The organism is Millisia brevis NBRC 105863, from assembly GCF_001552615.1.
In the GTDB taxonomy this organism is placed as follows: Bacteria; Actinomycetota; Actinomycetes; order Mycobacteriales; family Mycobacteriaceae; genus Millisia; species Millisia brevis.
This window is the reverse complement of sequence record NZ_BCRN01000012.1, coordinates 77,505-100,388: the sequence shown is the minus strand read 5'-3', so window position 1 is coordinate 100,388 and position 22,884 is coordinate 77,505. Positions and strand designations below refer to the sequence as shown.

Sequence of the window (22,884 nt, the reverse complement as noted above, 5' to 3'; positions counted from 1 at the left end):
GGGCGCACTCGCTTGGGTGCGCAGTCACGAAGCTACCAGGACTTTGTGCGTAGAAAAGCCGGTGCGGCATGTGAGACCGGCTTGTTATGAATGGTCTAGCTCAGCGTGATGTAACGCGCCTCGGGTTTCGATGAATCGCCCGATACAGCCAGAGATTCCGGCAATCGGTACGAACGTCGTACCTTCGGACCGTGCGCGACCGGCGCGGGCGGCCGATCGGATATGGAGGCTATCCATTGTCCGATCGGCCGCCCGAACGTCGGCGGCAGTAGTACTACTGGCGGTAGGAGGCAAGGAAATTGCCGAGGCGCTCGATCGCGATCGCCAGATCGCGCGCCCACGGCAACGTCACGATCCGCAGATGATCGTGATGCGGCCAGTTGAATCCGGTGCCCTGCACCACCAGGATCTTCTCCTGCAGCAACAGATCCTGGACCAGTTGCTCGTCGCTGTGGATCTCGTGCACCTCCGGATCGAGGCGCGGGAAGGCGTACAGCGCGCCGCGCGGAGCGACACACGAGACGCCGGGGATCTCGTTGAGGGCGCGCACGGCGACGTCGCGCTGCTCGTGCAGGCGCCCGCCGGGCAGGATGAGATCCTCGATGCTCTGGTACCCGCCCAGGGCCACCTGGATCGCGTGCTGGGCCGGAACATTCGGACACAGCCGGGTCGAGGCCAGCAGTTCGATGCCCTCCAGGAACCCCGCGGCATGCGCCCGCGGGCCGGTGATCACCAGCCACCCGGAGCGGTAACCCGCGACGCGGTAGGTCTTCGACAGCCCGTTGAAGGTCAGGCAGAGCAGGTCGGGCGCGACCGAGGCGAGGTTCACGTGCTCGGCGTCGTCGTAGAGGATCTTGTCGTAGATCTCGTCGGCCAGCAGCAGCAGCTGATGCTTGCGGGCCAGTTCCGCGATGGCGGTGAGGGTTTCGCGCGAATAGACCGCACCGGTGGGATTGTTCGGATTGATTACCAGCAGCGCCTTGGTGCGGGGGGTGATCTTCGCTTCGATGTCGGCGAGGTCCGGCTGCCAGCCGTTGGTCTCGTCGCAGAGGTAGTGCACGGCCTTGCCGCCGGCCAGGGTGGTCATCGCCGTCCACAGCGGGTAGTCCGGTGCCGGGATCAGCACCTCGTCGCCGTCGTCGAGCAGCGCCTGCATGGTCATGGTGATCAGTTCGGAGACGCCGTTGCCCAGATAGACACTGTCGACGTCGAATTCCGGAAAGTCGGGGACGAGCTCGTAGCGGGTGACGATCGCGCGGCGTGCGGACAGGATGCCCTTGGACTCCGAGTAGCCCTGCGCGTGCGGCAGTGCGGCGATCATGTCGCGCACGATCACGTCGGGCGCCTCGAACCCGAACGGCGCCGGGTTGCCGATGTTCAGCTTCAGGATGCGGTGCCCCTCGGCCTCGAGCCGGGCGGCGTGGGCGTGTACCGGTCCACGGATCTCGTACAGCACGTTCTGCAGCTTGGACGACTGCTCGAGCGGGCGAAGGGACGATGCCGGGTGAAACTGCTCCGTGGAACTCATCAGGCAATCGTGCCACCGCCCCCGGGAGTCGCCGCAAGCCAATATCCCGGGAATGGCCCGAGTGGGGCGGTCCGGTGTGGTAGGCGCCGGACCGGCCGGTGGGCCGACGGTGGTCAACGGTGCGATCGGTGAGGACAATCGTTTCCATGTGTGGCCGCTACGCGAATACGCGTTCCGATGCCGATCTGAAGGATGTCTTCGACATCGTCGAAGCGGTCGGCGAGGGCTTGGCGCCCTCCTACAACATCGCGCCCACCCAGCCGGTGCGGATCGCGCTGACCCGTACCGACCGCGAGACCGGGGATCGTCGGCGCGAGTTGCACACCGCCCGATGGGGGTTGGTGCCGTCGTGGGCGAAGGATCTGTCGATCGGCGCGCGGATGATCAACGCGCGATCGGAGACGATCACCGAGAAGCCCGCCTTCCGCAAGGCGGCCGCCTCCCGGCGCTGCATCGTGCCGGCGGACGGATACTACGAGTGGATGCGGCGCGACGGCCGCAAGGTCCCCTACTTCCTGCATGCCGATGGGGTGCTGGCGATGGCCGGCCTCTACGAGTGGTGGCGCCGGCCCGACGCCGCCGACGACGATCCGGACCGCTGGGTGCTCTCGACGACGATCATCACCCGGCCCGCGACCGACGCGATCGGCGAGATCCACGACCGTGCGCCGCTGGTGCTCGCCGGGGCGGACCTCGACGAGTGGCTCGATCCGTCGATCACCGCGCCGGGAGCGATCACCGGGCTGGTCGACCACGTCGTCGAGCCGACGCTGATCCCCTACGAGGTGGGCCCGGCGGTCGGCAATGTCGCCAACAACTCCCCGGAACTGCTCGAACCGGTCGCGGTCTGACCGGGGCCCCGAGGTCGGGCCGCACGCCGATCCGCCGCCCCCGCGGGCCGGGTTCCCGCGATGTCGCTCAGCACACCCGGCGCAGGTAGCCCGGGGAATCGCCGGGGACGAGGTCGAGATCGCGCTGGATGACCGCCGCCCGCTCACCGATCGCCGCGCAGGCGGCGTCCAAACCGTCCCGGGTGTACTCGACGTCGAAGACCGCGTCGCCGTATCGGTCGACGTAGGACTCGCATTCGTCGAACTGACCGCACTCCTCGGCGATCGCGAAGGAGAAGCCGATGTCCGGGGCCGCGTCGAGCAGATCCGGGGTGTTCTTCTGACCGGCCGCCAGCCCGGACCGCGTGGCGGCGTCCACCAGCAGGCGGGCGTAGGCGATCGTGTCATCCCGATCGGAGGGCAGATCGGGATACCTCTGGTAGCTGTCCAGGTTGTCGAACTCGACGGCGTCGAAGCCGCGCTCGGCGCAGGCTGCGAGCATGTCCGATACGAACGCCGCGGCGGCGTCCCGATGCGCGGGGGTGCCGATGTCGATCGGATGTTCGCCGGGCCACTCGGGGTCGGTGATGTCGAGGACCAGCCCGTCCGGCCACCGTTCGGCGCCGCCGGGACCGTCGGCCTGCGCTTCGGTCTGGAAGGCGTTGACGTAGCAGACCGAGTAGACGCCGGGGGCCGGTGCGCTGTCCCACTGGCGGACCACCACGCCGACATCGGCGGGTACCGGATAGTCGCCGCCCAATTGGTAGTCGAAGCCCACCCCCGTCGGTGGGCCGGTCACGGTATCCCCGGCGGAGGCCGGCGGGGTGGCCCCGGTAGCGGCGGCTGTCGGGCCGGCCCCGGTGGCGGCAACCGTCGGGGTCGCCCCGTCGCCGGGAGATTCCTCGGCCGCCGGTCCGCACGCGGTCGCGACCGGCACGAGCAGCGCGAGCCCCGCGATCGCAAGCCACGCACGCATCCGACCCGCCCCGCGAACCGGCGGATTGGGGAGTTCTGCGTCCATCGGGTGGATGCCAGACTCCCCAACCTCGACCGGCCGGGTGGAGGAGCGCCGACGCCGGTGAACTGGCGGCGGCACTCCCCACATGCGCGGTCGATTCAGCGTCGGCCCGGAGGCTTGGCGATGCCCTTCATCCCCAGGCCACCCGGCTTGGCGACCGGGGGTGCGGGGACATCGGCCGGCGCGTCCTGCCCATTCGCCGAGCCATTGGTCGCCGGCGCGGCCCCGTTGCCGGCCGCGCCGTTGGTCTCCGCGGGGGCGACCGACTCCTCCGTGACCGACTCCACCGTGACCGACTCCACCGTGACCGCCTGCTCCGCGGTCGGCTGGTCGCCGGCGGGATCTGCGACGTCGGGAGTTTCCACGACGGCGACGTCCTCGGAAACGGGGCTCGTCGCCGGGGTGGCCGGCCTACCCGGAGCCGGCGGAGCGCCACGGCGACCGGGAGCCCGCGTGATGCCCTTCATACCGAGTCCGCCGGGAGCGGCCTTCGGTGCGGCAGGCTCGGGGGCCGCCGGCTGTTCCGCGACCGGATCCGCGGTGACCACCTCGGTCGTATCGGCCACGACCTCGGCGACGTCCGCCGGAGGGGGCGTCGGTGCGGCCTTCGCTGCGCCACCGGGCGGCTTCGGGGCACCGGCCCCGGGCGTGCGCGCGATGCCCTTCATACCGAGCCCGCCCTTGGCGGTCGGGATCGCCGGCGTCGCGGGAGCCGGAACTGCGGGAGCCGCAGGTGCGGGCGTTTCCGCGCCGGCCGGTGCCTCGGCCGCCGGTGTCGGGGGCTTCGCCGCGCCCGGTGCCTTGGGAGCACCGCCGCCCGGAGCCTTCGGAGCGCCGGCACCCGGTGTGCGGGCGATGCCCTTCATGCCCAGGCCTCCCTTGGCAGGAGCCTTCGGCGGGGCCGCCGGGGGAGCGCTCGGGGTATCGGCGGTCGGCGCCGGAGCTGCTGCCGGAGCACCGGGAGCCTGCGCACCGGGCGCCTTGATGCCGCCCTTCATGCCCAGACCGCCGGCCTTCGGTGCACCGGCCGCCGGAGCGCCGGGAGCCTTGGCGCCGCCCTTCATGCCGAGGCCGCCGGCCTTGGGTGCGCCCGCTGCCGGAGCGCCGGGAGCCTTGGCGCCGGGCGCCTTGATACCGCCCTGCATACCGAGCCCGCCCGCCTTGGGCGCGCCGGCCGCCGGAGCACCCGCCGCCGCACCGGGAGTCGGGGCGCCAGGAGCCTTCGCGCCGCCCTTCATGCCCAGGCCACCGGCCTTCGGTGCGCCCGCGGCAGGTGCGCCGGGAGTCTTGGCGCCGCCCTTCATCCCCAGACCGCCGGCCTTCGGCGCACCAGCGGCAACACCGCCGGCAGCAGCGGTCGGAGCAGCCGCGACGGCCTGCTCGGCCACCGGCGCCGGCTCCGGAGCCGCTTCGATCTCCTCGACCTTCTCGGTCTGGATCACCTCGATGTTCTTGCCCAGCTGCTCGGCGTCCAGGCGGGTGATCGACTCGAGCATCAGCTGGGCGACGTCGATGACCTCGACGTTCTCGCCGCGACCCAACTCCTGACGGGCAGTCAGGCCGTCGGTGAGCATCACCCGGCAGAACGGGCAACCGGTCGCGATGCGTCGACCCTCGCGCGGCGGGGCGTCGTCGAGCGTGCCGATCGCCTCGTCGACCCGGTCGACGTTGATCCGCTTGCCGATGTGCTCTTCCATCCACATCCGCGCGCCACCGGCGCCGCAGCACATCGACCGTTCGCCGTGCCGGGGCATCTCGGTCAGGACCGAACCGGACTCGGCGATCACCTCGCGGGGAGCGTTGTAGATCTTGTTGTGCCGACCCAGGTAGCACGGGTCGTGGTAGGTGACCGTGTCGTCGACCTTGGCCACCGGGATCAGCCGCTTCTGCCGCACGAGCCGGTTGAGCAGCTGGGTGTGGTGGACGACCTCGTAGTTCGCGCCGAGCTGCGCGTACTCGTTCTTCAGCGCGTTGAGGCAGTGCGCGCAGGTGACGATGACCTTGCGCTTCGGTTCGTCGAGCCCCTCGAAGACCGAATCGATCATCTCGATGTTCTGCTGCGCCAACTGCTGGAACAGGAACTCGTTGCCCGCGCGGCGGGCGGAGTCACCGGTGCAGGTCTCGCCCTGGCCGAGCACCAGGAACTTGACGCCCGCGGTGGCCAGCAGCTCGGCGACCGCCTTGGTGGTCTTCTTGGCGCGGTCCTCGTAGGCGCCGGCGCAGCCGACCCAGAAGAGGTACTCGTAGCCCTCGAACGAATCGGTGTCGTCACCGAAGACGGTGATCGGGAAGTCCATCTCCGAGATCCAGTTGAGCCGATCCTTGGAGTTCTGACCCCACGGATTGCCCTTGTTCTCGAGGTTCTTGAACAGTCCGGCCAGCTCGGAGGGGAACTCCGACTCGATCAGCACCTGGTAGCGGCGCATATCGATGATGTGGTCGACGTGTTCGATGTCCACCGGGCACTGCTCGACGCAGGCACCGCAGGTGGTGCAACTCCACAGCACGTCCGGATCGATGATGCCGCCGGCGATCTGCCCCTCGGTGGGGCCGACCAGCGGGCGGTCGGATTCCAGACGCGCGGCCTCCGGGATCGCGGCCAGCTTGGCCTCGTCGGGCTTGCCGTCGGCGTCGACCAGCCCGACCTCCTCGCCGGCCATATCCTTGCGGCCGCCGGCCAGCAGATAGGGGGCCTCGGCGTAGGCGTGATCGCGCAGCGACATGATCAGCAGCTTCGGCGACAGCGGCTTGCCGGTATTCCACGCCGGACACTGCGACTGGCAACGGCCGCATTCGGTGCAGGTGGTGAAGTCCAGCCAGCCCTTCCAGGAGAAGTCCTCGATTCGGCCGACGCCGAAGGTGTCGGTATCGGGGTCGGCGGTCTCCATATCGATCGGCTTGCCGCCGGACATCATCGGCTTGGCGGCACCGAGGGCGACCGAGCCGTCGTCCTGGCGCTTGAAGTAGATATTCGGGAAGGCGCTGAACCGGTGCCAGGCGACGCCCCAGGTCAGGTTGCGGCCGACCAGGTAGAGGAACAGGCCGCCCGAGAGCATCTTGATCAGCGCGAACACCGAGACGAGTTCCGGGCTCTCCGGCAGCAGCCGGGCCACCTGCATGGTGAAGAAGTCCGAGTACGGGTTGGCGTGCCCGAAGGTCGCGATCTTGCCGGCCTTCACGAAGATCATGCCCAGGCCCTCGACCAGCACGATCATCTCGATGAGGTAGGCCGGACCGAAGCGGGAACCCGAGAAGCGGGACAGCCGGGCGGGGACCCGCGGATGGTTGAGCTGGCGGATGACGATCAGCGTCAGGATGCCGACCACCGTGCCGATGCCCAGCAGCTCGTCCCAGAGGTGCCAGGCGAAGGTGTCACCGAAGAACGGCCAGTGGAACTCGGGGTAGAGGGTCTGCCCGTAGGCCTCGAAGTAGAGCAGGAAGCCGCCGAGGAAGCCGATCATCACCAGCCAGTGCGCCCAGCCGACCGTCCGGAACTTGACCATTCGCGTGTGGGCGATGAACTCGATGAGCATCTGCCGCATGCGGGGGACGATCGGGCGCCAGCGGTCGGGCGCGGGCTGGCCGAGTCGGATCGTCCGGTACTGGTTCCATACACCACTGAGGAAGGACGCCCATGCCACGAGGCAGAACAACCATCCGATGGTCCCCAACGTGATCGTCAGTGCGGACACGATCGACGCCCTTTCGCTCGAGGCGGCATTCCTGCCGCCCGTCCGGCTCAGCTACTCGCAGGTAACTTAGTGAAGTTACCCGAGGGTAACAAGTTGTAAGTTACTGGCCGGTAGCTAAAGATTCGGGCCGGTGACCGGGCGCTTCTCGGGCTGAGGGTGCTGTTCGGCCGCCGTACCTCGTGCGACCGTAACGGGAAGGTGGGGGTAGATCACAGCCAGGGTTTCCTAACTTCCGTTCTTTGTGCGGGTTTACGGGGCCGATTCCCCATCCGAACTTCAGGGTTCTCACAGCTTGTTCTCAGTCGGCGATTGGGCTAGATTTCAGACCAACGACCGGTCTGTTGGGTGGCGATCCGAAAGGGTCGATGGGCCGCCGGCGACCGGTACATGGGGTGGCATGGGGAGGTAATCGCGCCGGTTCGGGTGGGTTCGACGCCTACTCGTAAGCACGTCCGCGAGGCGTACCGGGCGGTTCACCCGCCAATATTTCGAAAGCCGCATCGCGGATGCTGTCACTATTCTCGGTGATTGCATTCCGGTAAATGTGGGCGACTATCGCCGATTGTCGGTAGTCCAAGTATCTATCAATTCGAATTAGCACATATTGTCATTCGGTTGAATTGAACCCGGTGTCGATCGGTGGAGTGGAGGTGATGGGGTGGACCTGTTCGCGACGGTCGACACGCTCATCGCTCCCCATCGATCGGGTGATCCGGACATGGTCGGGCGGGCACGTATGGTTATCGCGTGCGGGTCGGGGATCCGCAGCGGCCGTAGCGGTTCGTCGCTTCGATTGCAGGTGGTAGAGCGGTCGATCGGTCCGGGTTCGCCCGGCCGCGGGGGAGGGTTCGGACGAGGTGGAGGAGGGGCCGTGCGCCGAGCGACCGATGTCGCCGGTTGGACGCGGGTATCCAACATCTCGACGGTGTCGGATTCTCCCCGAAAGTGTGGGCATGCCCGGTAGGCGAAAGTTCGGACGCTAAGGTGAGTCGGTCCGAATCGATACCGGGTTAGGTGACCGAAGTTCGGTAGTTGTCTCCGAGGATCGGTTGAAACCGGAGGAGCGCAGTAGATGAGGAAACGGAAACTATGAACATGCGGAGACTGACGGCGACCGCCGCGCTGGCCATCGGCTCGCTCGCGGTGTGGACCGGAACCGCCTTGGCCGACCCGACCCTTCCGGCGGATCCGCCGGCGGCGGAGCAGGGCGCCGAGGAGATCGGCTACGAGGCGCACATCGAGGACGAGACCGTCGTCACCACGCTCGATGCCGGCGCCTTCCGCCTGGCCGACGATGGCAAGACGGTCACCGTCCAGGATTCGCAGGGCGCGGACGTGCTCGTTCTTCCGCTTACCTTCTACTTGGGCGACCAGCAGTTGCCGCTGCAGTCCGAGATCACCGAGGACGGCAAGGTCCTCAAGCTGATCCCGGGTGAGCTCGAGCCCGCGGTGGACAAGCCGGCCGGCCTCTTCAACTCCGTGGCCTCGCCGCTGGAGAACCAGCGCGCGACCAACGAGTTCTCGACCCAGCTCGGCCTGGCCACCGGCATCGGCAGCCTCGTCGGCACCATCGCCGGTGCGGTCATCGGCTGCGTCGCGACCATCCCGCTTGGATGCATCCCCGGTCTTCTGACAGGCGCTGCCGTCGGTGGTATCGCCGGAACGATCCTCGCCGGCGGACCGACCCTGATCGCGGCGGGTTATGACCTGGTCAATACCCTCAACGCTCCGCCCGGAAGCACCCGCTGGGCCTGACGTTCACGCGTCGCCAGCAGGACCTCCACAATGGCCTGCCCATCCGACCGGATGGGCAGGCCATTGTCATGCCCGGATATCTCGCTGCCCTACCCCCAGCCCGGCGGCCGTCCGCCGGAGTGACGAATTCTGCGGTGCAACCGAACAAACCGTCACTCTCGTGGGACGCGACGGGATGCTCTCGGAACGTGGCCTCGGCGGATGGTCGCGGCGCGGTCCGGAGCGAGGCGGCGAGGACCCAGACGTCGCCCCGTCGCGCTGGGGACCGTCGAGTGGGGATGTGATCGGTACGCCGACTGTCGGTAGCGGCGGCACCTCGTGGACGTGCCGAGGTTATGGGTGGCAATGTCGCGGAAGGTCGGTCCGGCTGCGCCGGCGACGCCCTGCGGTGACACCGTTGATGCCCTTGCGTCGGCGCCGTGGATGCCCCTGCTGCTGCGCCGTTGATGCCCTTGCGGCCGGGCCGTCGAGGAACGGTGTGCGGCCTGACGATCCGGAGGACCCGCGCCCTATTCGGGCGATAAGTCGGCCGACGACGTCAGTCGGCGGACTGCGCGGTGCGAATCCGCACCCCGGTCGCGGCGGTGATATCGCCGACCGGAATGCCGACCGTCGAGGTGCCGCCGGTGGCCGCCAGGGCCAGGGCCGCCTCGCCGCAGTTTGCGCTGTCGCCGCTGTTGGATCCGCTGGTGATGCCGAGGGCGAGCGTGCCGCTGATGATCGCGCCGCCGCTGTCGCCGGCGAGCGAGCAGGTGGAGCCGGCAAATCCGCTGATGGTCCGGGTGGTGCCGTTGTCCAGGTAGAGCGGTACCTCGACCCGATCGGCGGTGACCACACCGCAGGTATACGACGACGTCTTGCCCGACTTGCAGATCGGCGCACCGACCACCGCGGCGCCGACGCCGGTCACCGGGACGCTCGACCCGGCGCTGCCGCGCACGGCGGGCTCATCGAGACCGGCCGCGATGCCCGCCTCGTTGACCGAGATGATCGAGTACTCGACACCGCTCGCCCCGCCGACCTGCGAGGCGACGATCGATCCGACCTGCGGACCGGCACCGGCGGCGGGTCCGGCCGGATTCGGCAGGTATACCGGGGCGCCCGACCGGCCGGAGTCCAGCAGCGGGTCGCAGTGTCCGGCGCTGATGTAGGCGTCACCGCCGCCCGCCGTGGTCGCCGAGAACCCGAGCGAGCACACGGTGATCTCGTAGGTATTCGGGCTGTCGATCGGTTCGGCGCTGGTGATGAAGGAGTCGCCGCCGATCGCCGCCGCGGTCTGCGGGGCCGCCGGCACCGGGGTGATGCGCACATTGGCGAGCAGCGTCGGCAGGTTCAGGACCTGTCCGAGCGGGGAATTGACCACCTGCACGACGATCTGGTTGTTCATCGCGTCCACGGCGATGCCGTTGATCGACTTGGCGACGTCCTGCGGGAGTTTCTGCATCCAGTCGACCAACTGGGCCAGAGCTTCCTGCATCACGTTGGCCGACACGGCCGCTCGCTGGGCGCGGTAGCCGTAGGCGGACACCTCGCTGACCGCTGCCGCGTTCGTCACCGCGACGACCGGCTGGCCGTCGGCATCGAGCCAGGCGCCGGCGTAGCTGTCGGGATTGCGCGTGCGGTAGCTGTCCACGAACGCGTGCAGCTGCTGGGCGCGTTCGGCCCGCTCGAGATATTCCTGCGCCGAATAGCCGAGATCACGCGAGATCGCCGCGGTCAGTTCCGCGGGCAATTCCTGTGTGGTGGTGGCGGGTTGGGCGTACGCTGCCGGAATCGGTGCCACGAGGGTCGCCAGGACGGCCACCGAAGCGAGGGCGGAGAACCGCACCGCGCGTCGTCGAAGACGCCGTCTCGCGAGGCGATTGCTCTTCGGGCCCGTGGTCCGCATGTGATCCTTTCCCGCACCACCCGTACTCGGGCGGGCGGATAACACCCTATGGCATCGTCGTGCTGGTCGGCGTATCGGCGCGCAGTGACTCTTATCGCTGGTGACCGTGTCTTCCGAAAGGTCTCAATCGGTCGAATTCCGCCCGGTACCTGCGGTTCCCGACTCGTCGGTATCCTCTTCGCTCGTCGTGGCGGTCGACGAACCGGTCTGTGGCGTCGAACTCTGCGTGGTCGTACCGAATCCCGCCGTGGTCGGCTGTGACGACGAGGTGGCCGTCGGTACAACGATGCTCGGCAGGGACGGCAGCGAGGGGAACCCGGTCCAGGTGACCGATGGCGCCGTGGTCGTCGTCCGGTCGGGCGCGGTATCGCCGCGCGACGAATCGACGGTCGGCGGGGTGACCGCGGCGGGAGAACCGGCGGTGGTGGTGACCACCGGAGGGACGTACAGCTCGGCCGACGAGGGCGGAACGACCACCGTGGCGACGGCCCCCGCCGGAGCGGGCGCGGCCGGGGCGGGCGTGTCGGAGCCCGCGGGCGGCTCGACCTCGACCGCATCCTGGGTGGGCATGTAGATCACCGAACTGCTGGCCGTCGGGAAGTCGGATTCGCGTCCGGTGCGGTCCTGCCCCGACCAGGAGGGCGAGGTGCTCATCGCGCCGACGGCCAACGCCGCCAGGCCGAGCATCGTCACGCCGGATACCACCGGGGTGCGGTCGACGAGGCGTCGCTTCTTGGGTGCACGTGCGGTCTTCGGGGCCGGCGGCTCCGGTGCGGGTTCCGGCTCGACGGGCGCCGACATCGCGGCATCGGACGCTGCGACCAGCCGATTGGCGATCACATAGGCGCCGCCTGCGGCCAGATGCGGCTGGATCTGCGGGGTCAGCCCGGAGACGCGCGCGCAGACCTGCGCCAACACCGGGTCGTCCGCGCGGACGCCGGTGAGGATCAGGCGGCGCGGGGTGACACCGGCCCGGTCGACCACGTCGCGCCACAGGTCGGCGACCACGTCGGGGCCGCGGAAGTAGGCGGACCGCAGCGTGACGCCGCGCGCCGGGCGGGTCGAGGCGGCGATACCGATCGTGGGGGACGGCCCGAGCGAGGCCTCCGCCCGCGGCCCGATCACCGCGATGTCGACGACGTCGAGGTCGGCGGTGACCACCGCGGTGGTCAGCTGCCGGGCGTTGTCCATCCGCAGCTGGTTGACCGCGGCATCCGCCTCGGACACCAGCCGGGCCTCCGGCAGCCCGACGTGGTCGAGACCATCGCGCAGCCGATTGCGAGAGTTGCGACTCCAGCGGGCCGGGTGGGTGATCACCAGGACGCGGTCGTCGTCGTCGGCCATCGCGTGGACCGACTCGACCATGCACCAGGCGGCGCGGGCCATCAGGTCCTCGGGACGAACGGACTGTCCGTCCGCCAGGGGGAACCCGTCGGATCGGGGAATCGCACCGACGAAGTCGGTTGCGAAGCGGGGAGCGCGCATCGCCGGAACGTCGACATCATCCGCGAACAGCACGGTGCCGTCGATGTCGACCGCCAGAACGGTCGCGCTGGTGAAGATGGTGGGATCGTCCTCGCCATCGGTCCGGCAAACGGCCACCGAGGTGGCGTCACCGATCGTGATACCGATGCGTACGGTCATTCCGGTCCGAGTCTCCCCATCACTCGATCATCGGCCTGGTGCCCTCGACCGGATAGCTCGTCGTCTCGGCGCCACACCGTCCGTCCGCGCCACGCACGTTTGGCGGCGCTCCGACTACGGTACCGAGGCCGTCGACCACCTCGTGTCGAGCAGCCGAGACCGTCGGCGGTCGCCGCGGACGATATGAACGTACTGGCAATCGCTCACCCTTGCCAAGTATGTGAAGTTGCTGTGAGCGATACCGCCGGGCCGCGTGTTCGACCGTGGCTATCGGGCGAGGTTGACGAAGACCGACCTCATTACTGTTACTTGGTGTTACTCTTATTCGAGTGGCTCAGGAGCGGGGCGTGCACCGGTCGCCCAACCGGTGATTCGGCCACCGACACGTATGTCAGACGTGTAGCGCACCGCACTGTCAATCCGCCAGGAGGTTGGAAGAGATGGTTGCAGTCAGTCCCGATCACGCGCAGGGCCCGACCCGCGAGGGACCCTCGTCGAACGACGAGGGTGACGCATTCGTCGGTGAGTATTACGACAATCTGCGGTTGCTCTCGGAGGGCTCGGTCAATCGCCACTTCGACGCCTACACCGATATCGACTGGCAGTCGCCCGAGTTCGCGGTGATCGAGGACGACGAGCGCTGGATCCTGCCGGCGACCGATCCGCTCGGTGGACACCCGTGGTACCTGGCCGCCCCGCGGGACCTGCAGATCGAGATCGGTCGCTACCGCCAGGCCAATGTCGCCAAGGTCGGTCTGCAATTCGAGGGCATCCTGGTCGGCGGGTTCATGAACTACGCGACGTCGCTGACCAACGGCGATCCGGAGTATCGGTACTGCCTCCACGAGAGCGCCGAAGAGTGCAACCACATGATGATGTTCCAGGAGATGGTCAATCGGGTCGACCGCCGCGCGGCGGGGATGAACCGGGTGCTGCGCTTCCTGGCTCCGTTCATCCCGCTGGCGGCCAAGGGCTTCCCGACGCTCTTCTTCATCGGCGTCCTCGCCGGTGAGGAGCCGATCGACCACACCCAGAAGGCGGTCCTGCGCGAGGGTGGCAACCTGCACCCGATCATGCGTCGCGTGATGCAGATCCACGTCGCCGAGGAGGCCCGCCACATCTCCTTCGCCCACCAGTGGATCGAACGGCGCGTACCCCGTCTGGGCCGTGCGCAACGCTTCCTGGTCTCCCTGGCGTTGCCGATCATCATGCGCGTCCTCGCCGACGCGATCATGATCCCGCCGAAGAGCTTCTGGGAGCGTTTCGACATCCCGGAGCAGGTGCGCAAGGACCTGTTCTGGACCGGCAGCCGTGGGCGCGGCCTGCTCACCGAGGTCTTCGCCGACGTCCGCATGCTCGCGGATCGGGCCGGCCTGCGCACCCCGCTCGCCAAGCTCGTCTGGCGAGCGCTCCTGATCGACGGGCGTTCCTCGCGCTTCCGCAGCGAACCCCAGCGCGGCCCCGGTCAGCACATCGCGGCCTGAGCCCGATCCGGATCGAGAGAAGCGGAATTCCCGATGCCCCACGTGGTGACCCAGTCGTGCTGCAGCGACGGGTCGTGTGTCTTCGCCTGTCCGGTCAACTGCATCCATCCGACGCCGGATGAACCGGACTTCCTCACCGCGGAGATGTTGCACATCGACCCGGCGGCCTGCGTCGACTGCGGTGCCTGCGTGTCCGCATGTCCGGTGGACGCGATCGCCCCGCAGTCCCGGTTGCGGCCCGATCAGCAGATCTTCGTGCCGATCAACGCCGCCTACTACGCCGACGACGATGCGACGATGCGGCCCTGGCTGGCGCCGGTCACCCCGGCTCCGGTGGTCACCGACCGCGGCCTTCGCGTGGCGATCGTCGGCTCGGGCCCGGCGGCGATGTACGCGGCGGACGAGCTTCTGACCCAGCCGGGTGTGCGGGTCAATATCTTCGATCGGTTGCCGGTGCCGTACGGGCTGGTGCGCTCGGGCGTTGCTCCCGACCACCCGAAGACCAAACGGGTCACCGAACTGTTCGACACGATCGCCGGACAGGAGGGCCTCGAGTTCTATCTGAACGTCGAGGTCGGCCGGGACATCTCGCATCGGGAACTGCTCGATCATCACCACGCGGTCATCTACGCGTACGGTGCGGCGACCGATCGGCCGCTGAACATCCCCGGCGCCGACCTGCCGGGATCGTCGTCGGCCACCGAGTTTGTCGCCTGGGTCAACGGCCACCCGGACTACCGGGACTGGTCGGTCGATCTGAGCCATCGACGGGCGGTGATCATCGGCAACGGCAACGTCGCGCTCGACGTCGCCCGCATCCTGACCGCCGACCCCGACAGCCTGGCGACGACCGACATCTCCGACGTCGCTCTCGCCGCGTTGCGGAACAGCCGCGTCGAGGAGGTGGTCATCGTCGGGCGCCGCGGTCCGGCGCAGTCCGCGTTCACCCTGCCGGAGCTGATCGGACTGAGCACCTATCCGGACGCGACGGTCACCCTGTCCGGCGGCGATCGCGAGTTGGTCGCCGCCGCGGTGTCCGGGGCCGACGGTGATCTCGCCGCCAAGCTCGAGGTCCTCTCGACGATGGCCGCAGCGGCCGAGCCGGGCCGGCGGGCGATCAACCTGCGCTATCTGTTGTCGCCGACCGAGGTGCTCGGCTCCTCATCGGTCACCGGTGTCCGCTTCGTCGAGAACGCGATCGATCCGGCGACCGGCACGATCAGCGCGACCGATCGGCTGGTCGATCTCGACGCGGGCCTGGTGCTGCGCAGTATCGGCTACCGCGGACGCGCATTGCCGGGCGTGCCCTTCGATCCCGATCGGGCCGTGGTCCCCAATGTCGGCGGCCGTGCCCTCGATCGGGTCGGCGGGGTACCGGAGACCGGCGTCTACGCGGTCGGGTGGATCAAGCGGGGACCCTCGGGGTTCATCGGTACCAACAAGTCCTGCTCGCAGGAGACCGTCGGCGCCCTGGTCGACGACTTCAACCGCGGCGTCTTGGCCGCACCCCGCGTCGGCGACTCCCATCTCGGGGCCCTGATCGCGGGTCGAGTCGGCGACCGGATCGACCGGCACGGGTGGCAACGGATCGACCGGAGCGAACGCGCCCGCGGACTCGGGGTCCGGGGGCGGGTGAAGTATCTGACGGCGGCCGAACTGGTCGCGGCCGCGGAGCGCGACCGCCCGCGCGGCAAGGGACGTTCCGGCCTGGTCGATCGCCTGATGACCGCCGGTCGCTAGACCGGCACACAAACGAGCCAGGCCCCCGAACAGCATCGCTGGTCGGGGGCCTGTTCGTTCAGAAGCCGGGGACGGCCTCGAGCACGTCGTTGACGATGCCGTTGGTCGAATCCAGGACCCCGTCGACCAGCCGGTTCGACTGATCCGCGACCGTTCCGGCCGTCGTGGTGGGAACGGCGGCGGTCGTGGTTGCGGCCGGTGCCTCGCTGGTCGGCTCCGCGGGTGCGGCGGGCGGCGGCTCGACCGAGGCCGGAGCGGGCACGGGCGCGACGGGCGCGGGGGCGGGCGCCGGCGGGGTCTCGGTGGCGATCGCGATCGGCACATCCACCACCGGTTCGGGTTCGGGCGCCGCGGGGGGCAGGACCGGTTCGGTCACCGCCGGGGGATCGGCCTCGACCCGGCCGGTGTCGCTGGATGGGTCGAGCACCAGCACCGCGCCCACCACCGCGACCACGACCGCGGCGGCTGCGGCTGCCGCGCCGAAGAGCGGCAGGGTGCGGCTGCGTTCCCGGCGGACGGGCACCTCGGACACGGTCGGATCGGCGGGCTCGGTCGGTTCGGTGATCGCGGACTCGTCGACCTCGGCGTAGGCGGTGTACTTCGGTGTCGCCTCGACGACCACGGCCTGGAGGGTCTCGGTGATCGCCTCGCGGTCGGGATCGAAGCTGCCGGAGTCGGCGGGCCCGGGGACGGCCTCGGCGCGTGCGCCCGGGGCCGGGCGGGGAGCGGGTACCGCGGCCCGGCGGGCGGCTTCGGCGCTCGGCAGCGCCGCACCCGCGGCGGAGGTGGTCGCCGGGTAGGGATGGCAGACCACCGGGAGTCCCAACTGCGTCGACACGATGTCGGTGACCACCGGGGTATCGGCGCATCCGCCGGTCAGCAGGACCGTCCCGACCGTGACGTCGGCGGTGTCGATCACCGCGGCGGCTTCCTCGGCGGCGGCCCGCACCGAGTCGGTGATCAATGCGTTCAACTCGTCGCGGGTCAGCGTGATCGCAGGGGCGGGGCCGGAGGCCTCGGAGGCCTCGGTGGCCGAATCGGTGACCGCGGCCGTCGCGCCCGTGGCCGCGGCGATGGCGGCGCTGTCGGTGATCACCACGTGGTCGTCGGTGGACAATGCCTCGCGGGCGGAGCGGCAGGCGCCGCGCAGTCGGGTGATCCGCTCGATGTCCTGCGGATCGGTCGAGTCGAAGAGGTCCGGGTCGGCGCCCAGTTCGGCCAGTACGTGGCGCAACACGATGTCGTCGAGGACGTCGCCCGTGCACGAACGGGACCGCAGTGGGGTTCCGAGGACTCGCGGGCGTCCGTCGAAACCGACCACGGCGACATCGAGGCTGTGACCGCCCATGTCGAAGACGAGGACCGGTTCGTCGGCGCCGTGGAAATGGCGCAGCCACGTCGCGGCCGCGACCGGCTCGGAGACGGTGTGCAGATCCTCGACACCGCGTTCGGCGCAGCGGGCGGTCACCCTGTCGATGACCGTGGTGTCCCAGTGGGCGGGAACGGCCAGCACGATATGTGCGGGACCGGCCGGGCCGGTGCGGCGGGCGCGGTCGAGCAGGGCGCGGACGGCGCCGGCGTACAACTCGGCGACCGTGGCGGTACCGCCCGCGGGCAGACCGAAGGGGGTGGGGTTGGGGACCAGCTCGGGGAAGTCGATCCGCAGTCCGTCCGGGGCATCGGTGACGTCGACCCCGCCGGCGGCGGACAGCCGCAGAGCGCTGCTGCGGCAGGTGACCGTTCGACCCCCCGAAGCCTCGACGACGGCGCACGCGGTGACGGATCCGACCTTCAACCCGACGGTCGTGGTCATCTCGCTCCGTTCCGGTCCTCGGTGGGGCGGTAGCTCATCGCGACGGCCCCGGTACCTGTCGGCGACGATCTGCCGATCGCCACCTCGTACCATACCGACCCGCGATGGTCGACTCCGGTTCGGTGGTCGACCGGAGTCCTTCGGTCAGTGTCCGGCGACGACGCCGGCGCGCTGGGGACGCCGGCCGACAAAGGGCTGCGGGCGGGCGACAATCGACACCGGACGCAGCGCGGTGACCGCGGCGGCCAGTTCCGCGGCGGTGGCGGAGTCGGCGAGCGGGGCGACCTCGGCGGCTTCGAGCGCGGCGACGATGCGGTCGGCCTGCTCACCGCGAGCGTCCATGAGCCGCTCGGGCGACGTGCCGGAGGTATCGCCGGCGAGCGCGAGCACGCGGGTGATGCGGTCGGCCAGCGCGCCGAGCGCGATGCGCTCCTTGGCCAGCTTCTCGGCGGGCCAGTCGACGACGCTGCCGCGCAGGGTGATCTCCAGCTCCGGGCCGTACCGCAGGGCCTGGCCCTCGGCGGGAGCGTGGACGACCTGCACGCGGATGGTGGCCTCGGCGGTGCCGGGGGCGATCGACAGCGCGATCGTGTGCATCCGGTCGTCGGCGCCCGGCCAGCGGTAGTCGACGGCGACGGTGCCGGGTACCCGACGCGGCAGGCCGGTGGCCGACGCGCGATCGAGCGGGCAGCCGTCGACGATCCAACCGATCGAGGCGGACTCCTCGCCGGCCTCGGTGGGGAACTCGACCTGCAGCAGGACCGTCTCACGGAAGTCACGCACCAGGCCGCTCCAGATGCCGTCGCGATGGAGACCCGGGGAGGAGCTGTAGTCCTCCTGGATCAAGCCGGCGACACTGACCTCGGTCCGCGTACGACCGAGCTCCACAATCCGCAGCTGGTTGGCCTGCGCCATATTCGCTCCCTCGTCTTGCTCGTGCGGGCCCACACCCCCGCGGGCGGACCCTCGTGTGGCGGTGACCACCGATCGGATGACCGATCCGTTTTGCACCACGCGCTGTGTATCGGTCGGACTCTCAGGAATATTTCACTTTTCCGGGCGAGATCTCGTGGTAGATCGGACCATCGGCGGGTTGCCTGTATATCCCCTGGTAGGCGGGCTGTGAACCTGCTGTATGTGGCGCAGATCACAGAAACGACGCCGAAGATTTTCGAATCCGGGAACAGTCCGCACCGAAGTTGCGTTGTCACCATCAAGCAACTTGAGCTTGGTTCACTCAACTTAGTTGACTCGGGTCGTGCAGAGGTGCAGACTCGAGCGCGGCGGGCGCAGTTTCGTCGCCGCTCCGTGGCCCTTCCCGATGGGGAGGGCGGGCGGAGGGACGACGAGACGTGCTCTGTCGGCCGAGTTGCCGACACTCACGCGCCCACGGGCGCAGGAATCGATCGTCGCGGCGGATGGGATCACAGTCCCCCGCAGCGACGGCGGACATCAAACAGGAGGCAGGTAATGAGTCGAGCGGTGGGAATCGACCTGGGCACCACCAACTCGGTGGTATCCGTGCTCGAGGGTGGTGAGCCCACGGTCATCGCGAACGCGGAGGGCTCCCGGACCACACCGTCGGTGGTGGCCTTCGCCAAGAACGGAGAGGTGCTGGTCGGCCAGCCCGCGAAGAACCAGGCGGTCACCAACGTCGACCGGACGATCCGATCGGTCAAGCGCCATATCGGCACCGACTGGAACGTCGACATCGATGGCAAGAAGTACACCCCGCAGGAGATCAGCGCCCGCACGCTGATGAAGCTCAAGCGCGACGCCGAGGCATACCTGGGCGAGGAGGTCACCGACGCGGTGATCACCGTCCCGGCCTACTTCGAGGACGCGCAGCGCCAGGCGACCAAGGAAGCCGGCCAGATCGCCGGCCTCAACGTCATGCGGATCGTCAACGAGCCGACCGCGGCTGCCCTGGCCTACGGCCTGGACAAGGGTGAGAAGGAACAGACCATCCTGGTCTTCGACCTCGGTGGTGGCACCTTCGACGTGTCGCTGCTCGAGATCGGCGACGGCGTCGTCGAGGTCCGCGCGACCTCCGGTGACAACCAGCTCGGTGGCGACGACTGGGATCAGCGCGTCGTCGACTGGCTCGTCGAGAAGTTCAAGGCGCAGAACGGCATCGACCTGACCAAGGACAAGATGGCCCTGCAGCGCCTGCGCGAGGCGGCGGAGAAGGCGAAGATCGAGCTGTCGAGCTCGCAGTCGACGTCGATCAACCTGCCGTACATCACGGTGGACGCGGACAAGAACCCGCTCTTCCTCGACGAGCAGCTCTCCCGCAGCGAGTTCCAGAAGATCACCGCCTACCTGCTGGATCGCACCCGCGTGCCGTTCCAGTCGGTCATCAAGGACGCCGGCATCTCGGTCAACGACATCGACCATGTGGTCCTCGTCGGTGGCTCCACCCGTATGCCCGCGGTCACCGAGCTGGTCAAGGAACTGACCGGCGGACGTGAGCCGAACAAGGGCGTCAACCCGGACGAGGTCGTCGCCGTCGGCGCCGCCCTGCAGGCCGGTGTGCTCAAGGGTGAGGTCAAGGACGTCCTGCTGCTCGACGTCACCCCGCTGTCCCTCGGTATCGAAACCAAGGGTGGCGTGATGACCAAGCTGATCGAGCGCAACACCACGATCCCGACCAAGCGCAGCGAGACCTTCACCACCGCCGACGACAACCAGCCGTCGGTGCAGATCCAGGTCTTCCAGGGTGAGCGCGAGATCGCCTCGCACAACAAGCTGCTCGGATCCTTCGAGCTGACCGGTATCCCGCCGGCCCCGCGCGGTGTCCCGCAGATCGAGGTGACCTTCGACATCGATGCCAACGGCATCGTGCACGTCACCGCGAAGGACAAGGGCACCGGCAAGGAGAACACGATCAAGATCCAGGACGGCTCCGGCCTGTCCCAGGAGGAGATCGACCGGATGATCAAGGACGCCGAGGCGCACGCGCAGGAGGACAAGACGCGTCGCGAGGAGGCCGAGGTCCGCAACCAGGCGGAGTCGCTGGTCTACCAGACGGAGAAGTTCATCGCGGACAACTCCGACAAGGTCTCCGACGAGATCAAGACCAAGGTCGAGGCGGCGATCGCCGAGGCCAAGACCGCTCTCGCCGGTACCGACATCGCGGCGATCAAGGCCGCGGTGGAGAAGGTCAGCACCGAGTCGCAGGCCCTCGGCCAGGCGATCTACGAGGCGCAGGCCAAGGAGGGTGCCGCCGGTGGCGCCACCGCGACCGACTCCGACGATGACGTCGTCGACGCCGAGGTTGTCGACGATCCGTCGAACCCCTCGGATCAGAAGTGACCGGAACGCGGGACGCCGATTCGGGTGAACCGGAGCCGATTCGCTATGTCGACAAGCGTCGGATCGATCCCGACACCGGGTGGGTGCGCAGTTCACCCGCCCGGGTGTCGGGTGCGGCGAGTGGCGGCGTGAGCGGCGCGGCGACGCCCGGAGCCCGAGGCGCCGGTTCGGCTCGACCCGAGCAGGCGTCGGCCGGGGCGCCGGCGTCCGATCGGGCGGCTGCGGGTTCGGCCGAGACCGCGGGGGCGGCCGAGAAGCCGTCCGCTTCCACCGCGGAAGCGGTGGATGCCGAGGTGATCGTCGATGAGGTGACCGTCGAAGATGGGGACACCCCCGTCGAGGACGCACCCGCGGCGACGCCGGAGGCGGAGGGCGAGGATTCCGCCAAGGTCGGCGAGCTGATGGCCGACCTGAAGCGGATGACCGCCGAGTACGCGAACTACCGGCGGCGTGCCGAACGCGAGCGCGCGGCCGCGGCCGACGGTGCCAAGGTGGCCGTCGTCCGACAGTTCCTGCCGGTTCTCGACGACCTCGATCGGGCCCGTCGGCACGGCGATCTCGAGACCGGGCCGATGCGGGCGCTGTCCGACAAGCTCAATGCGGTCTTCGAAGGACTCGGATTGGTTGCGTTCGGCGCGGAGGGCGATCCGTTCGACCCCGAATTGCACGAGGCTGTGCAACATGAGGGCGACGGCTCGAACCCGGTGCTCGGCATGGTGATGCGCCACGGCTATCGCTTGGGCGACCGGTTGGTTCGCACGGCGATGGTCGGTGTGGTCGACGCACCGGCCGAGTCGGCGGCGAAGAACGCATAGGAACCCGGGTACGGTCGGCGACCGGCGAGAGCGCCGCGCCGGCCGTACCCGGTTCGGTGAACAGGGACGAAGACGTGCGGGTGAAGGTGAACACAGCGTTGGGTAAGCACACGATGAGGAGGGGAGGAGGCCGATGACGCAGCGGGAGTGGCTGGAAAAGGACTTCTACAAGGAACTCGGCGTCTCCTCCGACGCATCGCAGGACGAGATCAAGCGGGCTTATCGCAAGCTCGCTCGCGACCTGCACCCCGACGCCAACCCGGACGACCCGGCCGCCGAGGAGCGCTTCAAGGCGGTCAGCGAGGCGCATGCCGTGTTGTCCGATGTCGACAAGCGCAAGGAGTACGACGAGACCCGCGCGCTGTTCACCGGCGGAGGCGGCTACCGCGGAGGCTTCGGCGATCGCGGCGGCTTCTCCACCGGCTCCGGTGGCGGGTTCGACTTCTCGGACCTGTTCACACCGGGCGGCGCCCCCGGTGGCCGCGGCGGCGCGGCCGACGGCTCCTTCTCGGATCTGTTCGGCGGACTGTTCGGCAATACCGGCACCGGTCGGCGCACCGGGACACCGAACGCTCCCTCGCGCGGTCGGGACCTGTCCGCCGAGGTATCGCTGGAGTTCCGCGAAGCGGCGCTGGGCACCACCGTGCCGCTGAGCATCACCAGCCCCGCGGCCTGTACGACCTGCCACGGCAGCGGCGCCAAGCCGGGCACCAGCCCGCGCGTCTGCGCCAAGTGCAATGGATCCGGAGTGGTCAGCCGCAACCAGGGCGCGTTCGGGTTCAGCGAACCCTGCGACGTCTGCCGCGGCACCGGTTCGGTGATCGACGACCCCTGCGCCACCTGCATGGGCACCGGGGTACAGGAACGGTCGCGAACGGTCACCGTGCGGGTTCCGCCCGGTGTCGCCGACGGCCAGCGCATCCGGGTCGCCGGACGCGGGGAGGCCGGCCTGCGCGGCGCGGCGGCGGGTGACCTCTTCGTCACCGTGCACGTGCGCCCGGATCGGGTCTTCGGCCGCAACGGCGACGATCTGACGCTGACCCTGCCGGTGTCCTACAGCGAATTGGTGCTCGGCACAACGGTGTCGGTCCCGACCCTGGCCGGTCGGGTCGGGGTGAAGATCCCGGCGGGCACGGTCGACGGCCGCACCCTGCGGCTCAAGGACAAGGGCATTCAGACCAAGTCCGGAAGCGGCGATCTGCTGGTCACCGTTCGGGTGGCGGTGCCCCGTTCGCTGAGCGACGAGGCCACCCAAGCGCTGCGCGCCTACGCCGAGGTCGAGCAGGCATCCGGATTCAACCCGCGGGCCGAGTGGCCCGGCGGCGCGTAGTGACAGACAATTTTTGACGAGTGAGGTGAGAC

General features: G+C 69.1%; 14 protein-coding genes. 7 read left to right on the top strand and 7 right to left on the bottom strand.

Annotated elements, in window-relative coordinates; all coding sequences use genetic code 11:
- Window positions 1-274: 274 nt before the first annotated feature.
- Complete coding sequence (locus MB1_RS16770) at window positions 275-1,528, bottom strand: pyridoxal phosphate-dependent aminotransferase (RefSeq protein WP_066909780.1); 1,254 nt, start codon at window positions 1,526-1,528, stop codon at window positions 275-277.
- A 146-nt stretch (window positions 1,529-1,674) separates the two neighbouring features.
- Between MB1_RS16770 and MB1_RS16765 the strand changes: the two genes are divergently transcribed.
- A complete protein-coding gene (locus MB1_RS16765; RefSeq protein WP_066909777.1) occupies window positions 1,675-2,379 on the top strand; it encodes an SOS response-associated peptidase in 705 nt (234 codons plus the stop codon).
- 67 nt (window positions 2,380-2,446) lie between these two features.
- Here the strand turns inward: MB1_RS16765 and MB1_RS16760 are convergent, their stop codons facing one another.
- Both MB1_RS16760 and MB1_RS16755 read right to left on the bottom strand, forming a co-directional pair.
- Complete coding sequence (locus MB1_RS16760) at window positions 2,447-3,334, bottom strand: endo alpha-1,4 polygalactosaminidase (RefSeq protein ID WP_157084118.1); 888 nt, start codon at window positions 3,332-3,334, stop codon at window positions 2,447-2,449.
- Window positions 3,335-3,474: 140 nt separating this feature from the next.
- Window positions 3,475-7,068, bottom strand: a complete 3,594-nt coding sequence (locus MB1_RS16755) for a (Fe-S)-binding protein (RefSeq protein WP_066909771.1) — start codon at window positions 7,066-7,068, stop codon at window positions 3,475-3,477.
- Between the two features lie 1,095 nt (window positions 7,069-8,163).
- Between MB1_RS16755 and MB1_RS16750 the strand changes: the two genes are divergently transcribed.
- A complete protein-coding gene (locus MB1_RS16750; RefSeq protein ID WP_369406875.1) occupies window positions 8,164-8,823 on the top strand; it encodes a DUF8020 domain-containing protein in 660 nt (219 codons plus the stop codon).
- 538 nt (window positions 8,824-9,361) lie between these two features.
- Here the strand turns inward: MB1_RS16750 and MB1_RS16745 are convergent.
- Together MB1_RS16745 and MB1_RS16740 are read right to left on the bottom strand one after the other, a co-directional pair.
- Window positions 9,362-10,651: a S1 family peptidase gene (locus MB1_RS16745; protein WP_245650229.1), complete on the bottom strand. Its 1,290-nt coding sequence runs from the start codon at window positions 10,649-10,651 to the stop codon at window positions 9,362-9,364.
- Between the two features lie 183 nt (window positions 10,652-10,834).
- Window positions 10,835-12,355, bottom strand: a complete 1,521-nt coding sequence (locus MB1_RS16740; protein ID WP_066909764.1) for an Hsp70 family protein — start codon at window positions 12,353-12,355, stop codon at window positions 10,835-10,837.
- A 440-nt stretch (window positions 12,356-12,795) separates the two neighbouring features.
- On the opposite strand from MB1_RS16740, the gene MB1_RS16735 reads away from it, so the two are divergent.
- Together MB1_RS16735 and MB1_RS16730 are read left to right on the top strand one after the other, a co-directional pair.
- Complete coding sequence (locus tag MB1_RS16735; protein ID WP_084352006.1) at window positions 12,796-13,839, top strand: AurF N-oxygenase family protein; 1,044 nt, start codon at window positions 12,796-12,798, stop codon at window positions 13,837-13,839.
- Window positions 13,840-13,872: 33 nt separating this feature from the next.
- Window positions 13,873-15,579, top strand: a complete 1,707-nt coding sequence (locus tag MB1_RS16730; RefSeq protein WP_066909761.1) for an FAD-dependent oxidoreductase — start codon at window positions 13,873-13,875, stop codon at window positions 15,577-15,579.
- Between the two features lie 58 nt (window positions 15,580-15,637).
- Here the strand turns inward: MB1_RS16730 and MB1_RS16725 are convergent, their stop codons facing one another.
- Window positions 15,638-17,392, bottom strand: a complete 1,755-nt coding sequence (locus MB1_RS16725; RefSeq protein WP_066909758.1) for an Hsp70 family protein — start codon at window positions 17,390-17,392, stop codon at window positions 15,638-15,640.
- A 144-nt stretch (window positions 17,393-17,536) separates the two neighbouring features.
- Window positions 17,537-18,307, bottom strand: a complete 771-nt coding sequence (locus tag MB1_RS16720; protein WP_157084116.1) for a hypothetical protein — start codon at window positions 18,305-18,307, stop codon at window positions 17,537-17,539.
- A 555-nt stretch (window positions 18,308-18,862) separates the two neighbouring features.
- Here MB1_RS16720 and dnaK point away from each other — a divergent pair.
- From dnaK to dnaJ, 3 genes are all read left to right on the top strand, one after another.
- Window positions 18,863-20,707 (top strand): molecular chaperone DnaK, encoded by a 1,845-nt coding sequence (gene dnaK, locus MB1_RS16715; RefSeq protein WP_066909752.1) that lies wholly within the window; start codon window positions 18,863-18,865, stop codon window positions 20,705-20,707.
- Window positions 20,704-21,522, top strand: a complete 819-nt coding sequence (gene grpE, locus MB1_RS16710; RefSeq protein ID WP_369406874.1) for a nucleotide exchange factor GrpE — start codon at window positions 20,704-20,706, stop codon at window positions 21,520-21,522. The genes dnaK and grpE overlap by 4 nt, the downstream gene beginning before the upstream one ends.
- 133 nt (window positions 21,523-21,655) lie before the next feature.
- Entirely contained in the window at window positions 21,656-22,852 is a 1,197-nt protein-coding gene (gene dnaJ / locus MB1_RS16705) for a molecular chaperone DnaJ (RefSeq protein WP_066909749.1), read from the top strand.
- The last annotated feature ends 32 nt before the right edge of the window (window positions 22,853-22,884 follow it).

What these genes read in the sequence shown, in the direction of transcription:
- MB1_RS16770 (WP_066909780.1), bottom strand. Translation starts at nt 1,528, where the DNA reads ATGAGTTCCACGGAGCAGTTTCACCCGGCATCGTCCCTTCGCCCGCTC.
- MB1_RS16765 (WP_066909777.1), top strand. Translation starts at nt 1,675, where the DNA reads ATGTGTGGCCGCTACGCGAATACGCGTTCCGATGCCGATCTGAAGGAT.
- MB1_RS16760 (WP_157084118.1), bottom strand. Translation starts at nt 3,334, where the DNA reads ATGCGTGCGTGGCTTGCGATCGCGGGGCTCGCGCTGCTCGTGCCGGTC.
- MB1_RS16750 (WP_369406875.1), top strand. Translation starts at nt 8,164, where the DNA reads ATGCGGAGACTGACGGCGACCGCCGCGCTGGCCATCGGCTCGCTCGCG.
- MB1_RS16740 (WP_066909764.1), bottom strand. Translation starts at nt 12,355, where the DNA reads ATGACCGTACGCATCGGTATCACGATCGGTGACGCCACCTCGGTGGCC.
- MB1_RS16735 (WP_084352006.1), top strand. Translation starts at nt 12,796, where the DNA reads ATGGTTGCAGTCAGTCCCGATCACGCGCAGGGCCCGACCCGCGAGGGA.
- MB1_RS16730 (WP_066909761.1), top strand. Translation starts at nt 13,873, where the DNA reads ATGCCCCACGTGGTGACCCAGTCGTGCTGCAGCGACGGGTCGTGTGTC.
- MB1_RS16725 (WP_066909758.1), bottom strand. Translation starts at nt 17,392, where the DNA reads ATGACCACGACCGTCGGGTTGAAGGTCGGATCCGTCACCGCGTGCGCC.
- MB1_RS16720 (WP_157084116.1), bottom strand. Translation starts at nt 18,307, where the DNA reads ATGGCGCAGGCCAACCAGCTGCGGATTGTGGAGCTCGGTCGTACGCGG.
- dnaK (WP_066909752.1), top strand. Translation starts at nt 18,863, where the DNA reads ATGAGTCGAGCGGTGGGAATCGACCTGGGCACCACCAACTCGGTGGTA.
- dnaJ (WP_066909749.1), top strand. Translation starts at nt 21,656, where the DNA reads ATGACGCAGCGGGAGTGGCTGGAAAAGGACTTCTACAAGGAACTCGGC.